Raw genomic sequence first — 14,472 nt, 5'->3', positions numbered from 1 at the left:
GCCTCATTGCCTCGTGTTCACGTAGGAAGGGGCGCACAAGGCGCCCCTTTCGACAGCGAAGCGCCGCGACGCGTCAACCCGTGTTTCGCAGCCCCGCAGCCACCCCGTTGATCGAGATGTGGATACCGCGCTGCAGCCTCTCGCCGCCGTCGCCCGCGCGGTAGCGGCGCATCAGCTCGACCTGCAGGTGGTGCAGCGGATCGATGTACGGAAAGCGGTGGCGCACCGAGCGCTGCATCTCGGCATTGCCCTCGAGCCGCTGCTTCGCGCCGGTGATGAGCGTGAGCGCGTCCGACGTGCGGTGCCATTCGGCGTCGATCATCGAGAACACCTTCTGGCGCAGCTTGCGGTCGGTCACCAGTTCGGCATAGCGCGAGGCCAGCGCGAGGTCGCTCTTGGCCAGCACCATGTCCATGTTCGACAGCAGCGTGCGGAAGAACGGCCACTGCTCGTACATGCGCTGCAGCAGCGCCTGGCGTTCTTTCTTGCCGGCTGCGTTGCCCGCCGCGGCCAGGAACTGCTCGACGCCCGAGCCGAAGCCGAACCAGCCCGGAATGGTGAGGCGGCACTGGCCCCAGCTGAAGCTCCACGGCACCGCGCGCAGGTCGTCGATCTTGTGGCTCGGGTTGCGCGAGGCGGGGCGCGAGCCGATGTTGAGCTCGGCGATCTCGCGGATCGGCGTGGAGCCGAAGAAGTAGTCGCCGAAGCCCGGTGTCTCGTACACCAGCTTGCGGTAGGCGGCCATGCTGGCGCTCGAAAGCTCGCCCGCGGCCGACAGGAAGGCGGCGGGCGCCGACTTGCCCTGCGGCAGCAGCGTGGCTTCGAGCGTGGCGGCCACCAGCGTCTCGAGGTTGCGCCGGCCGATCTCGCGGTTGGCGTACTTCGAGCCGATGACTTCGCCCTGCTCGGTCAAGCGGATCTGCCCGCGCACCGTGCCGGGCGGCTGCGCGAGGATGGCCTGGTAGCTCGGGCCGCCGCCGCGCCCCACCGTGCCGCCACGGCCGTGGAACATGCGCAGGCGGATCGGGTTGGCCTTCTTCTTGTTGAGCTCGTCGAACAGCGCCACCAGCGCGATGCCGGCGCGGTACAGCTCCCAGTTGCTGGTGAAGATGCCGCCGTCCTTGTTGCTGTCGCTGTAGCCGAGCATCACGTCCTGCTCGGCGCCCGAGCGTTCGATCAGCGCCTGGATGTTGGGCAGCGCATAGAAGGCGCGCACGATGGGCGCGGCGTTGCGCAGGTCTTCGATGGTCTCGAACAGCGGCACCACGATCAGGTCGCAGGTCGCGTTGCTGGTCATCGCGCCGCGCAGCAGGCCCACTTCCTTCTGCAGCAGCAGGGCTTCGAGCAGGTCGCTCACCGTTTCAGTGTGGCTGATGATGTAGTGGCGGATGGCCGCCGCGCCGTAGCGCGCACGCGCGGCGCGGGCGGCGGCGAAGATGGCCAGTTCGCTCCTGGCGAGCGGCGAGTAGTCGGCGTCGGGCACGCGCAGCGGGCGGGCGTCGTCGAGCAGCTTCAGCAGCAGCGTCTGCTTGGCCTCTTCGGCCAGCGATGCATACGAGGGCTCGATGCGCGCGGTGGCCAGCAGTTCGGCGATCACGGCTTCGTGCTTGTCCGAACTCTGGCGCAGGTCGACCGTGGCCAGGTGGAAGCCGAACACCTCGACCGCGCGGATCAGCGGACGCAGGCGTGGCTCCGCGAGCACGCTGCCGTGCTTCTCGTCGAGCGACTCCTCGATGGTGCGCAGGTCGGCCAGGAACTCTTCGGCCGTGGCATACGGGTTCTGCGGCGCGACCGCGTGGCGCGCGGCCTCGCCTCCGGTGAGCTCGCGCAGCGTGGCCGCCAGGCGCGCGTAGACGCCGGTGAGGGCGCGGCGATAGGGCTCGTCCTTGCGGTGTTCGCTGGTGTCGGGCGAACGCTCGGCCAGCGCCTGCATTTCGACCGTCACGTCGACCAGCGTGGCCGAGAGCGACAGCTCGCCGCCCAGGTAGTGCACTTCGGTGAGGTAGTGGCGCAGCGCCAGTTCGCTCTGGCGGCTGAGCGCGTAGTTGAGCGTATCGGCGGTGACGTTGGGGTTGCCGTCGCGGTCGCCGCCGATCCACTGGCCCATGCGCAGGAAGGGCGCGACCGAAGGCGCGTGGCCGCCTTGGGCCAGCGCCTTCTCGAGGTCGGCGTACACGCGCGGGATCTCGCGCAGGAAAGTGGCTTCGTAGTAGCTCAGCGCGTTCTCGATCTCGTCGGCCACGGTGAGCTTGGAGAAGCGCAGCAGGCGCGTCTGCCAGATCTGCGTGACGCGGATGCGCATCTGCGTTTCGTTCTCCGCGAACTCGAGCGGCGAAAGAGTGTCCTTGCCGCCGGCATAGGCGCTCTGGCGCAGCCTGATTTCGTCGCGGGTGGTGAGCAGCAGCGCGATGGCGCGCTCGGCATCGAGGATGCTCTTGCGCTGCACTTCGGTCGGGTGCGCGGTGAGCACCGGCGACACGTAGCTGTGGGCCAGCGAGGCCACGATCTCGTCGGGCTTCACGCCGGCCTTGCGGATGCGGGCCAGCGCAGTCTGCAGGTCGCCTTCGGCGCTTTCGCCGGCGCGCTCGGCCTCGGTGCGGCGGCGGATCTGGTGGCGGTCTTCCGCCAGGTTGGCCAGGTGGCTGAAGTAAGTGAAGGCGCGAATGACGCGCACGGTTTCCGCGGCGCTCAGGCCCTTGAGCAGGTTCTTCAGCGCGCGGTCGGCGGCGTGGTCGGCGTCGCGGCGGAACGCCACCGACAGCGTGCGGACCTTCTCGACAAGCGCATAGGTTTCTTCGCCTTCCTGCTCCCGGATCACGTCGCCGAGGATGCGGCCCAACAGTCGGATATCGTCGATCAGCGGCTGGTCTTCGGCTTGGCGGCGCTTGGGAGGAGCAGTTGTCTTGCTGGCTTTCATTCGATTTTTTTCCTGGTCTTGAATGGGTGCGCCGCCTGCGTTGTTGCGGCGCAACATGCTAGCATTCCAGCGGTTTGAAACATGTACTTTTGGGAACGGCCTTGAGCAATATCGTGATCGCCACGCGCGAAAGCCGGCTGGCCTTGTGGCAAGCCGAACACGTGCAGGCGCTTCTGCAGGAAAGAGGCCACACGGTCAGCCTGCTGGGGCTCACCACCACCGGCGACCAGATCCTCGACCGCACGCTGAGCAAGGTGGGCGGCAAGGGCCTCTTCGTGAAAGAACTGGAACTTGCGCTCGAAGAAGGGCGCGCCGACATCGCCGTCCATTCGCTCAAGGACGTGCCGATGGAGCTTCCCCAGGGCTTCGTGCTTCCCTGCGTGCTGGAGCGCGAAGACCCGCGCGACGCGCTCGTCTCCCCCCGCCATGCCTCGCTCGACGAACTGCCGCACGGCGCGGTGGTCGGCACCTCCAGCCTGCGCCGCGTGGCATTGCTGCGCGCGCTGCGGCCCGACTTGCGCATCGAACCGCTGCGCGGCAACCTCGACACCCGCCTGCGCAAGCTCGATGAAGGCCAATACGACGCCATCGTGCTGGCGGCAGCCGGACTCAAGCGGCTGGGGCTCGAAAGCCGCATCCGCGTGGCCTTCGATCCCGACACCATGCTGCCCGCGGCCGGGCAGGGCGCCCTGGGCATCGAGGTGCGGGCGGATCGCGCCGACCTCATCGAACTGCTCGCCTCCATCACCCACAGGGGCGACTGGCTCTCCACCGCCGCCGAGCGCGCCGTGAGCCGCGCCATGGGTGGCAGTTGCTCCATGCCGCTCGCGGCCCATGCCCGCTGGCAGGCCGACGGCACGCTGCGCATAGACGCCGCCTGGGGCGACCCCGAAGGCAGGGTGCCGCTGGTGAAGGTGCACGCGCTGGCGCAGGCCGGCGACTTCGCCCAGGCCGATGCGCTCGGCCAGCAAGCCGCCGCCTTGCTGCGCGACGCCGGGGCCCACTGATTCCGGTGGTCATCGCATGACCGCCCGTCCCGTCATCGTCACGCGCCCCGAGCGCGAGGCGGCGCAATGGGTCGATGACCTGCGCGCCGCCGGGCTCGACGCGGTGGCACTGCCGCTGATCGTGATCGCGCCGGTGGCGGATGCCGAGCCGCTGCGCGCGGCCTGGCGCCGCCTCGACGGCTATGCGGCGCTGATGTTCGTGAGCGCCACCGCGGTCGAGAATTTCTTCCAGCATGAAACACCGGGCATGACGGCCGGGCGCCGTTTCTGGGCCACGGGCCCGGGCACCACGCGCGCCCTGCTGCGTGCGGGCGTGCCGCCGGAACAGATCGACGCACCGCCGCCCGAAGCCACGCGCTTCGATTCCGAGGCCCTGTGGGAGCGCGTGCACGGCCAGGTGACTACCGGCGTGCGCGTGCTGATCGTGCGTGGCGGCGACGAGTCCGGGCAACCCGCCGGACGCGACTGGCTCGCCAGGGAAATCGACGCCGCGGGCGGCCAGCGCGACACCGTGGTCGCCTATCGGCGCCTGCCGCCGTCGCTGGACGTCGTACAACTCCGCATCGCGACGGACGGCGCGCAGGGCCGCGCGATCTGGCTCTTCAGCAGTTCCGAAGCCATCGGCAATCTGCAACGCGCGATGCCCGGCACCGACTGGCATGCGGCGCGCGCCGTCGCCACCCATGCACGCATCGGCGAAGCCGCGCGCGCCGCGGGTTTCGGGGCGTTGCGTGTGTGCACACCGTTGCAGGATGCGTTGATCGCGTCGATAGAATCCCTCGCATGAGCGCCGCGTCCCCGTCCGACGACCTTTCTCCCCCTTCCGCCGCAACGGTGCCCGTGCCTGCCACTGTCGCCCCCCACCAGACCCCTGCCGCCCAGGCTGCGGGCGCAGTGATCCTGTCGCGTCTCGGATTCGGCCTCGTGGCCTTCATCGCGCTGGTGGCGCTGATCATGGCGATCGCGCTGTGGCAGAAGGTCAGCGGCATGAAGGAACAGCTGGCGCGCCAGAGTGCCGATGCCCTTTCGCAGTCGATGGAAGCGCGCACGCTGGCGCGCCAGGCCAGCGACACCGTGCGCGACGCCTCGGCCCGCGTGGCATTGGTCGAGACGCGGGTGGCAGAAGTCGCGCTGCAGCGTTCGCAGCTCGAAGAACTCATTCAAAGCCTCTCGCGTTCGCGCGACGAGAACCTCGTGATCGACATCGAGTCGGCCGTGCGCCTCGCGCTGCAGCAGGCCCAGGTCACCGGCAGCGTGGAGCCGTTGCTGGCCGCGCTGAAGGCCGGCGACGTGCGCATTTCGCGTGCGGCGCAACCGCGGCTCGCCCCATTGCAGCGCGCCATGCAGCGCGATGCCGACCGCCTGCGCAGCAGCGCCAGCACCGACAACGCCGAGGCCCTGCAAAGGCTCGACGAACTGATGCGCGGCGTGGACGACCTGCCCACGCTCAATGCGGTGGCCCTGCGCGGCACCGGCGCCAATGCATGGCAGGCCGAGCCGATTCCCGCCGACGCGCCCTGGTGGCAGCGCATGCTGCTGGCCATTCGTGGCGAGGCCCGCTCGCTGGTGCGCGTGGGCCGCATCCAGAGCCCGGAAGCGGTCCTGCTGGCGCCCGAACAGTCTTACTTCCTGCGCGAGAACCTCAAGCTCAAGCTGCTCAACGCGCGGCTGTCGTTGCTGTCGCGCCAGGTCGATGCCACCCGCACCGAACTGTCCCAGGTCGCGGCATCGCTCAACCGGTACTTCGACCCCGCATCGCGCCGCACGCAGGCTGCCGCCACGCTGCTGCAGCAATTGCAGCAGCAGGTGAGGACGACCGAGCCGGTCCGCATCGACGACACGCTGGCCGCCCTGGCTACCGCCGCCGCAGGACGTTGACCAGCAAATGCGCGCAGCAATCTGGCTCCTCGCACTGTTCGCCGTCGCCGCGGCAGTCGCTCTTTTCGCAGGCAACAACCAGGGCACGATCACTGTGTTCTGGCCGCCGTGGCGTGTCGATCTCTCGCTGAACCTGGTGCTGGTGATCCTGCTGGTGGTGTTCGTGCTGCTGCATGCCGCGCTGCGTGCCCTGGCGGCGTTGTTCTCGCTGCCCAAGCAGGCGCGCCAATGGCGGCTGCAGCAGAAGGAGCGCACGCTGCATGCGGCGCTGCTCGATGCGATGGTGCAGCTGATCTCCGGTCGTTTCTCGCGTGCGCGCAAGGCCGCGCAGGCCGCGCTGACGCAGGAAAAAGCGCTGTCGGCGCTAGGCGCCAGCCTGCCGCAGGCGCAGCAGGTGCGCGTGCTGTCGCACCTGCTCGCGGCCGAGAGCGCGCAGGCATTGCAAGACAAGCCGGCGCGCGATGCCCATCTGCAGCAGGCACTGAACGAAAGCGCCGACCGCACCGTGCTGGCCAGTCCGGAAACGCGCGAAGGCGTGCAGTTGCGCGCGGCGCGCTGGGCGCTCGAAGACCGCGATGCGGCCGCTGCGCTCGCCCGCCTCGAAGAACTGCCGCAGGGCGCGCAGCGCCGCACGCTCGCTTTGCGGCTGCGGCTCAAGGCGGCCCGGCAGGATCGGCGGACGCTCGAGGCACTCGAAACCGCGCGCCTGCTCGCCAAGCACCGCGCTTTCTCGGAAGCCGCCGCACAGAGCATCGTGCGCGGCCTCGCGACCGAACTGCTGGCGGGCGCGCACGACCCGGCGCAACTGCAGCGCGCATGGTCCGAACTCGATGCCAACGAACGCCAGATGCCCGAAGTCGCGATCCACGCGGCCCAGCGCATGGTCGCGCTGCGTGGCGACCTGGTGCTCGCGCGCGGCTGGCTGCTGCCGGCCTGGGAGCAGATGGTCGGCAATCCGCGCAGCCTGGGTGATGCGCTGCGCGTCAAGCTGGCGCGCGCGCTCGAGGCGGGGCTGGACTCGGTCGATGCGGAATGGCTGGCGCGCATCGAGAGTGCGCAGCGCAACAATCCGCGCGACCCCAATCTGCAGTACCTCGCAGGCATGGCCTGCATGAAGCGGCAGCTGTGGGGCAAGGCCCAGCAGCTGCTCATGCAGGCCGGGCTGGGCTTGCAGGACACGGATCTGTACCGCCGCGCCTGGCTGGCGCTGGCCTACCTGGCCGAAGACCGCAACGACACCGCGCAGGCCGCCGAAGCCTGGAAGCGCGCGGCGCAGGTCGAGAGCGCCTGAGCGCGCCGCGCGGCGGCTTCAGGAGCGGGCGGATTCCTTCGCCGCCTTCAATCCACCGGCCGGCACCGGCAGCCGGCCGCTGCCGAAAATCAGCAGGCTGACGCCGGCCAGCACCCACACGCCGATACCGCCGTAGAGCATCACCCAGCCGAAGCTCTGCACCAGTGCCGCGTGCACCGTGGCACCCGACGGGTCCGCCTGCGACAGCGCCGGAAAACTCTCGCCGAGCGATGCGAAGCTGCCGGCCGCGATCTTCTCCGCCAAAGCGCGCAGCTGCGGCGCGTCCAGCGACGCGGACAGCGCGGCTTTCAGGTGCGCGTGAATGCCCTCGAGCAGGATGAAGCCCATCAACGCGATGTTGATGGCCAGCGTGATCAGGCGCGCGCTCATGTCCATGCCCGACGCCGGCCAGCAGGCAGCCGGGAAGCATCGTGACCCAGCTCGCATAGGCCATGCCACTGCCCAGCCGCATTGCCATGTAGCCCAGCCCGATCACGAACAGGCCCATGGGAATGACGGCGCCGGGCTGCCAGCGCAGCGACAGCCGCTCCGCCAACGGCGGCAGCACCAGCGTCGGCAGCGTGTACGCCAGCAAGGCCGAGCCGGCGGTGACGGCGTCGTAGCCCAGCGCGCCCTGGAAGTAGAGCGGCAGGTAGATCATGAAAGGCCAGAAGCTGAAGTTCATGCCGACCGATCCGATCATCGAGCCCGAGAAGTTGCGGATGTGGAACACCGAGAAATCGAACATCGGGTGCGGGTTGATTTGCGCGCAATGATCCGCGCGAGCGAACTTGATCTGGCGGTGGTGATGTCCCCGCCCGACTGCGTGGAAGGCACGCGCCTGCGTCGCTCGCAGTTGGTCTGGGTGGCAGCGGAAACCTTAGAGCCGCCGCCGGGCGCATCGCTGCCGATGGCGTTTTCTCCCAAGCCCTGCGTCAACCGGGAGGTGGCGGGCGCCGCGCTCGACGCCGCACCGTTCGAATGGCATGTCGTCTTCACTTCGGTCAGTCCGCACGGCATTCGCGCGGCAGTGCTGGCAGGTTTGGCGGTCACGGTGCTGGCGCGCGAGGACGTGGAGCCGGGCATGAAGATCGTCGACGGCCGCTATGGGCTGCCGCCGCTGCCCAGCGTGGATTTCTCGCTGATCTGGAGCGAGGGTGGGCGCACGGAATGCGCCTGCCGCTTCGGCCAGTTGATTCTCGAAATGCCGGACCTGCCGGTGTACGGGAAGGCATGAAAAACGTCGCCCGAACAAGCCCTGCAAACAGCCCGCGTCGGGTCCGAGACAAGTGACTGTGTTCGTCCGCTCAACCGTGACTCAGCGCGTCGCGATGGGCATCCTCACTGAAGTAGTCGCAGACGAAGGCGACGAATGCGCTGACCTTGGGGCTCACCAGTCGATGCGACGCATGAAGCACCCAGATTTCGGTCGCGACCGCCGTCGACAAGCCCCAGCTCACCAGCCGGCCTGACGCGAGAGCGTCGACCGCGATCGTGCGCGGGATCATGGCGGCGCCCGCACCGCCCAGAACAGCGTCTCGCATCGACAGCGGCGACGCCAGGCGCAGCACCGCCTGCGGATGGAACACCCTCTCCAGGCCGGTCTCCTCGTCGATGACGCGCCACGTCTCGTCGTGCGACGCTCCCGTGCGCATGACCGCCGGGAAGCGGTCGGGCCGATCCGGTTGAGCGTCGACGGCGGGCCGCGGCAAGCCGGGCGGCGCGACCAGCATCAGCCGATTGCGCAGAAAGCATCGCCCCACGAGTTCGCTGTCCGGGCGAGGGTTCACGCGGATGACGGCGTCGACTTCGTCGGCGACGAGGTCGACGAAGCGGTCGTCGGTAGTGACCTCAAGCAGCACCTCCGGAAAAGCGGCCAGGAACGCGGCGGCCACCGCACCCAGGCTCGTCTGCGCGAACAACAGGGGCACGCTGACGCGCAGGCGGCCACTCGGTCGACCCAGCCCGGCCCTGACGTCCTGCAAGGCCTCTGCAATCTCGCCCATGTGGGAGCCGGTGCGCGCGTGCAGGGCCACGCCTTCGTCCGTCAGGCGCAGCGTGCGCGAGCCGCGCTCGATCAGCCGCACTCCGAGGCTTTTCTCGAGTTCTCGAACGCGACGGGACAGCGTTGCCTTCGGCTGGCCGCTTGCGCGACTGGCGCGGCCGAAACCCCCGTGGGTGGCGACGAGGTGGAAATCGGCGAGGGCATGAAGATCCATGGCTGTTCCGGATATGAGACGAACCGTCTAGATGCTGGAGTCTATGCGCCGGAATAGAGACAACCTAATCTTCAGTCACGGGAACAGAACGCCATGCCGACCCCGCCGGGCCGACAGCGGAAAGATCCCTTCCAACCCAGCGCAGCCATCCGCCGCGCTTCACTTTCGGAGCAAATCATGTCCATCCTCGTCACAGGCAGCACCGGCCGCATCGGTGCCCAGGTCGTCGCCCAACTCGCCGCGAGCGGCGCCAGCGTCCGCGCGCTCACCCGCACGCCGCAGAAGGCCGGCTTTCCCGCCGGCGTCACCGCCGTCCGCGGCGACCTGCTGGACGCCGACGCGATGCGCCTGGCCCTCGCTGGCGTGAACACGCTTTTCCTGCTCGTCAGCAACGCGCCCGACGAACTGACCCAGGCCATCAACACGCTCGGGCTGGCCCGAGAGGCGGGCGTGAAGGGCATCGTCTACCTGTCGGTGACGCGAAGTGCCGAGTACACCGATGTCTCGCACTTCACCGCCAAGTACGCCGTCGAGCGGATGATCGAACAGATGGAACTGCCCGCGACCGTGCTGCGCCCGTCCTACTTCTTCCAGAACGACGCAACGCTCAAGGATCCGCTGACGAAAGCCGGGCTCTATGTCTCGCCGGTCGGCGACAAGGGTGTGTCGATGGTCGACGTGCGCGACATCGCGGATGCGGCCGTCGTCGAGCTGCTGCGGCGCGATCGCTCGCCAGCCGCGCTGCCACGCGCAACCTATGAGCTGTCGGGCCCCGACGCGCTCACCGGCGCCTCGCTGGCCAACCTCTGGTCAGACGCGCTGGGCCGCGACGTTCGCTACGCGGGCGGCGATCTCGACGCGTTCGAGAGGGCCGTCAAGACCCAGGCGCCGGCCTGGCTGGCGTATGACCTGCGCGCGATGATGCGTCGCTACCAGGTCGACGGCGCGGTCGCCACGCCAGCAGACATCGAGCGGCTGACGACCCTGCTGGGCCGCCCGCCGCGCAGCTACCGCGACTTCGCGCGCGAGACGGCCCTCGGCTGGCAGGCGTGATCGACTGTCCGTCCACGGCACTTCATTTCTTCAACGAACCAGCAGGAGATTTTCATGACCTCGTCCATTGCCCCCAAGCGCGTGCTGTTCATCGGCCAGCAGCCCGAGACCGTCGATTTTTCGGACCCGGCGCTGCCGCCCGGCTTCGACGCCGCGAAGATCCATGCCGGCATCGCCATCGGCATGCAGCAGATGGCCGATCGCGGCTGGGCCGCCGAGCTGTGCCTGGTGCCACCCGACGCCTCGGCGACCGAGATGGTGAAGAAGCAGCTCGCCGGCCAGGCCTACGATTGCGTGGTGATCGGCGGCGGCATCCGCATCCCGCCGAAGAGCCTGCTGCTCTTCGAGCAACTGGTGAACGCCGTGCACCGGGCCGCACCCGGCACGGCCATCGCCTTCAACACGACGCCGCAGGACACGGCGGACGCGGCGGCGCGATGCTTCGGGACTGACTGAAGACGGCGCGGGCGTCTTGCGCGCTCGATCACGAGACCATCGCGCAATTCGCTCGCCCAATGAAAAATGCCCCGCTCATTGCGGGGCATTTCGATTCAAGCGACCAGCAGACCGGTTACACGGCCTGCGGGTGCCGCTCAGAGGGGATGTTGCTGCTGTTGCTGTTCGAACGGCAGCGACATCGAACCGAGGTCGCGACGGGTCTCGACCAGCACCAGCGGGCCTTCGTCGAGCACCACCAGCGGCGGACGCTCGCGCGGCACATGCACCGGCTTCGGCTCGGCGGCAATGGCGGCGCGTGCCTGCGCAATGCGTTCGGCATCGGAGTTGACCCACTGCAGGCCCGAGTTCCGGGCGATCTGCGCGAGTTCGTCCAGCGGCAGTTCGAAGGGCTGAACCTTCGGCAGCGCGCGGCCGTTGGCGACAGGTACCGCAGCGGCTGCAGGCACGACGGCCGGCGCGGGGCGCTCGGCGCGCACCGGCTGGGGCGCGGGCTCGCGTGCTTGCGGCGCGGCGACTGCGGCTTCGGCCACGACGGCCTGCTCCGACGCGATCGGCAGTTGCTGCTGCTGGCGGCGCTGCGCCGGGGCTTCTTCCTGCACCTCGGCCGTCGGTGCGGCTTCCGCCACGGCGACTTCGGCGGCATCGGCGGTTGGTGCGCCGGCTTCGTTTTCGTCGCGCGGACCGCGTTCGCGGCGATCGCGGCCGTAACGGTCACGCGAACGGCCACGGCGCTCGTCGCCTTCGCGGCGAGGTGCCTGCTCGTTGCCGCCGTCGTTGGTCTGTTCGACGTCGGCTGCTGCCGCCTCGGCACCGCTTGCATCGGCTTCGGCCTGCGGCGCGTCGTTGCGGCGCTCGCGGCGGCCATCGTTGCGCTCGCCACGTTCACCACCACGTTCGCCGCGCGGAGCGCGCTGTTCGTCGCGGCCGTTGCGCGGCTGGCGCTCGCCCTGGGCGGCTTCTTCGCCGGCAACGGCGGTTTCGCCGCGGGGCTGCTGGGCGTCGCCGTTGCGTTCGGCGCGGTCGTTGTTGCGCTCGCCGCGTTGTTCGCCACGCTCGTTGCGCTCGCCACGTTCACGGCGTTCGCCGCGGGCGCGCGGTGCGCGTTCGCCTGCATTGCCTTCTTCGCCCGAGACCAGTTGCTGGGCTTCGAGGTTCAGGTTGCCTTCGAGTGCTTCTGCCGGTGCGTTGCGGCCATCGCGGCCTTCGCCTTCGCGGCGCTCGCCACGGCCGTTGCGGCGTTGTTCGCCGTCGCGCGGTGCGCGTGCTTCGCGCGGCTCGCGGGGTTCACGCTGTTCGCGCGGCTCGCGTTGTTCACGCGGTTGCTGCGGGGCGCCGTCGGCGCGCAGTTCGCTGCTGTTGCGACCTTCACGGCCTTCGCGTCCTTCACGGCGCTCGCCGCCGCGGCCGCCACGGCGTTCGCCGTCGCGACCACCCGAACGTCCGCCGCCTTCGCCGCGGCCTTCCGCGTTGCGACCTTCACCGCGGCCTTCGCCACCACGGCCGCCACGGCGCTGTTCGCCGTCACGCGAACCGCCGCGTGCTTCGCCGTCGCGGCCGGGGCGGCCATCGCGACGGGGCTTCGGTGCCTCGACCGGAATCGCGGACGGGGCCGGCGCCGGAGCAGGGGCCGGCGTGCCGCCGAACAGGTTCTTGATCCAGGCGAAGAAGCCGGTCTGTGCCGGAACCGGCGCGCTGACCACGGGCGGTGCGACCGGCGCGGGTGCTGCGACGGGCGCGCGCACGGCTTCGGGCTTGGGCGGCACCACGGGCGCGGGCGCATCGGGCAGCACGCCCTTGATGACCGGCGTCTGCTTGTTGGTGGGTTCTTGCGAACGGCGCGTGACCGAGGTCGGGTCTTCGATCTCGTCGGCCATCTTGTAGCTGGCTTCGATGTGGTCGAGGCGCGGATCGTCGTGCTTCAGGCGCTCGAGCTTGTAGTTCGGCGTTTCGAGCGTCTTGTTGGGCACCATCAGCACGGTGACGCGCTGCTTGAGCTCGATCTTGGCGATTTCGGGGCGCTTTTCGTTCAGCAGGAACGAGGCGACTTCCACGGGCACCTGCACATGCACGGCGGCCGTGTTGTCCTTCATGGACTCTTCCTGAATGATGCGCAGGATCTGCAGCGCGCTCGATTCGGTGTCGCGGATGTGGCCCGAGCCACCGCAACGGGGGCAGGGGATCGACGAACCTTCCGACAGCGCCGGCTTCAGGCGCTGGCGGCTCATTTCCATCAGGCCGAACTTGCTGATCGAGCCGAACTGCACGCGGGCGCGGTCCTGGCGCAGTGCGTCGCGCAGGCGGCTTTCGACTTCTCGGCGGTTCTTCGACTCGTCCATGTCGATGAAGTCGATGACGATCAGGCCGCCCAGGTCGCGCAGGCGCATCTGGCGGGCCACTTCGTCGGCGGCTTCGAGGTTGGTGCGGGTGGCGGTCTCTTCGATGTCGCCGCCCTTGATGGCGCGGGCCGAGTTCACGTCGACCGAAACCAGTGCTTCGGTGTGATCGATCACGATGGCGCCGCCCGAGGGCAGCTGCACGGTGCGGGCGTAGGCCGATTCGATCTGGTGCTCGATCTGGAAGCGGCTGAACAGCGCGGCGTCGTCGCGGTAGCGCTTCACGCGGGCGGCATGCTCGGGCATGACATGCGCCATGAACTGCTGCGCCTGGTCGTAGATGTCGTCGGTGTCGATCAGGATGTCGCCGATGTCGTGATTGAAATAGTCACGGATGGCGCGGATGACGAGCGAGGATTCCTGGTAGATCAGGAAAGCGCCCTTGCCGCCCTTGGCGGCGCCGTCGATGGCGCTCCAGAGCTTGAGCAGGTAGTTCAGGTCCCACTGGAGTTCGGACGCGATGCGGCCGATGCCGGCGGTGCGCGCGATGATGCTCATGCCCTTCGGGTACTCGAGCTGGTCCATCGCCTCCTTGAGTTCGGCGCGGTCGTCGCCCTCGATGCGGCGCGAAACGCCACCGCCACGGGGGTTGTTGGGCATCAGCACGACATAGCGGCCGGCCAGCGAGATGAATGTGGTGAGGGCAGCGCCCTTGTTGCCGCGCTCTTCCTTTTCGACCTGGACGGTGAGTTCCTGGCCTTCGCGGATCGCGTCCTGGATGCGGGCCTGGCTGGCCGACACGCCTTCGGCGAAATACTGCTTGGAGATTTCCTTGAACGGCAGGAAGCCGTGGCGGTCTTCGCCGTAGTCGACGAAACAGGCTTCGAGCGACGGCTCGACGCGGGTCACGACCGCTTTGTAGATGTTGCCCTTGCGCTGTTCGCGCCCTTCGATTTCGATTTCGTAGTCGAGCAGTTTCTGCCCGTCGACGATGGCCAGGCGGCGTTCTTCGGCCTGCGTGGCATTGATCAGCATCCGCTTCATGATGCGTTGTCCTTATATGTATCGTTCTACCGGCTCTTGACGAGCCAACGATGCACGGACGACGCCCGCGAAACCAGGGAATTGCCGCTTCGGCCCCGAATGCTGTTCACTGCCGCGCCAGGCGCGAGCAGGCCTCTAGAGCGCTAGCTCAAGAAGACAGTCGGGGTGGGGGCGCGTGGATGGGCGCGAGCCAGATTCGGTGTTGAGTGGCTATCTTTTTGATAGCCGGTTGCGCAATGGTGGCGCGCGCTGCGGGCGATCCAATGCCTGA

Annotated in this window: 10 protein-coding genes and 1 pseudogene; 7 read left to right on the top strand and 4 right to left on the bottom strand. The window is 68.8% G+C overall.

Translation table 11 applies throughout. The features are described 5' to 3' along the window. Positions 1 to 73: 73 nt before the first annotated feature. Positions 74 to 2,917, bottom strand: a complete 2,844-nt coding sequence (gene ppc / locus ACQY8B_RS17315) for a phosphoenolpyruvate carboxylase (protein WP_422087836.1) — start codon at positions 2,915 to 2,917, stop codon at positions 74 to 76. Between the two features lie 101 nt (positions 2,918 to 3,018). Between ppc and hemC the strand changes: the two genes are divergently transcribed. The 4 genes from hemC to ACQY8B_RS17295 are packed head-to-tail and all read left to right on the top strand — an operon-like array spanning position 3,019 to position 7,093. After that, entirely contained in the window at positions 3,019 to 3,924 is a 906-nt protein-coding gene (gene hemC, locus ACQY8B_RS17310) for a hydroxymethylbilane synthase (RefSeq protein ID WP_422087835.1), read from the top strand. Positions 3,925 to 3,940: 16 nt separating this feature from the next. Beyond that, on the top strand, positions 3,941 to 4,711 hold the full coding sequence (locus tag ACQY8B_RS17305) for a uroporphyrinogen-III synthase (RefSeq protein WP_422087834.1): 771 nt from the start codon (positions 3,941 to 3,943) through the stop codon (positions 4,709 to 4,711). Continuing rightward, complete coding sequence (locus ACQY8B_RS17300) at positions 4,708 to 5,802, top strand: uroporphyrinogen-III C-methyltransferase (RefSeq protein WP_237679200.1); 1,095 nt, start codon at positions 4,708 to 4,710, stop codon at positions 5,800 to 5,802. The genes ACQY8B_RS17305 and ACQY8B_RS17300 overlap by 4 nt, the downstream gene beginning before the upstream one ends. Before the next feature lie 7 nt (positions 5,803 to 5,809). After that, complete coding sequence (locus tag ACQY8B_RS17295) at positions 5,810 to 7,093, top strand: heme biosynthesis protein HemY (RefSeq protein WP_422087833.1); 1,284 nt, start codon at positions 5,810 to 5,812, stop codon at positions 7,091 to 7,093. A gap of 18 nt (positions 7,094 to 7,111) precedes the next feature. Here the strand turns inward: ACQY8B_RS17295 and ACQY8B_RS17290 are convergent. Beyond that, a pseudogene (locus tag ACQY8B_RS17290) lies at positions 7,112 to 7,859 on the bottom strand (MFS transporter); the annotation flags it as partial. Positions 7,860 to 7,865: 6 nt separating this feature from the next. Between ACQY8B_RS17290 and ACQY8B_RS17285 the strand changes: the two are divergent. Then, on the top strand, positions 7,866 to 8,330 hold the full coding sequence (locus tag ACQY8B_RS17285; protein ID WP_422089063.1) for a LysR substrate-binding domain-containing protein: 465 nt from the start codon (positions 7,866 to 7,868) through the stop codon (positions 8,328 to 8,330). 70 nt (positions 8,331 to 8,400) lie between these two features. Here the strand turns inward: ACQY8B_RS17285 and ACQY8B_RS17280 are convergent, their stop codons facing one another. Further along, positions 8,401 to 9,312: a LysR family transcriptional regulator gene (locus ACQY8B_RS17280; protein WP_422087832.1), complete on the bottom strand. Its 912-nt coding sequence runs from the start codon at positions 9,310 to 9,312 to the stop codon at positions 8,401 to 8,403. A gap of 177 nt (positions 9,313 to 9,489) precedes the next feature. Between ACQY8B_RS17280 and ACQY8B_RS17275 the strand changes: the two genes are divergently transcribed. Then, entirely contained in the window at positions 9,490 to 10,365 is an 876-nt protein-coding gene (locus tag ACQY8B_RS17275; protein WP_422087831.1) for an SDR family oxidoreductase, read from the top strand. A 54-nt stretch (positions 10,366 to 10,419) separates the two neighbouring features. After that, positions 10,420 to 10,821: a hypothetical protein gene (locus tag ACQY8B_RS17270; RefSeq protein ID WP_422087830.1), complete on the top strand. Its 402-nt coding sequence runs from the start codon at positions 10,420 to 10,422 to the stop codon at positions 10,819 to 10,821. A 137-nt stretch (positions 10,822 to 10,958) separates the two neighbouring features. Here the strand turns inward: ACQY8B_RS17270 and ACQY8B_RS17265 are convergent, their stop codons facing one another. Then, positions 10,959 to 14,201 carry an Rne/Rng family ribonuclease gene (locus tag ACQY8B_RS17265; protein ID WP_422087829.1) on the bottom strand — a complete coding sequence of 1,081 codons (3,243 nt, stop codon included), beginning with the start codon at positions 14,199 to 14,201 and terminating at the stop codon, positions 10,959 to 10,961. Between the last annotated feature and the right edge of the window lie 271 nt (positions 14,202 to 14,472).

Source organism: Variovorax sp. (assembly GCF_965279555.1).
GTDB lineage: Bacteria > Pseudomonadota > Gammaproteobacteria > Burkholderiales > Burkholderiaceae_C > Variovorax.
Note: the sequence above shows the minus strand (reverse complement) of the source record. Positions and strands in the feature narration are given on the sequence as shown.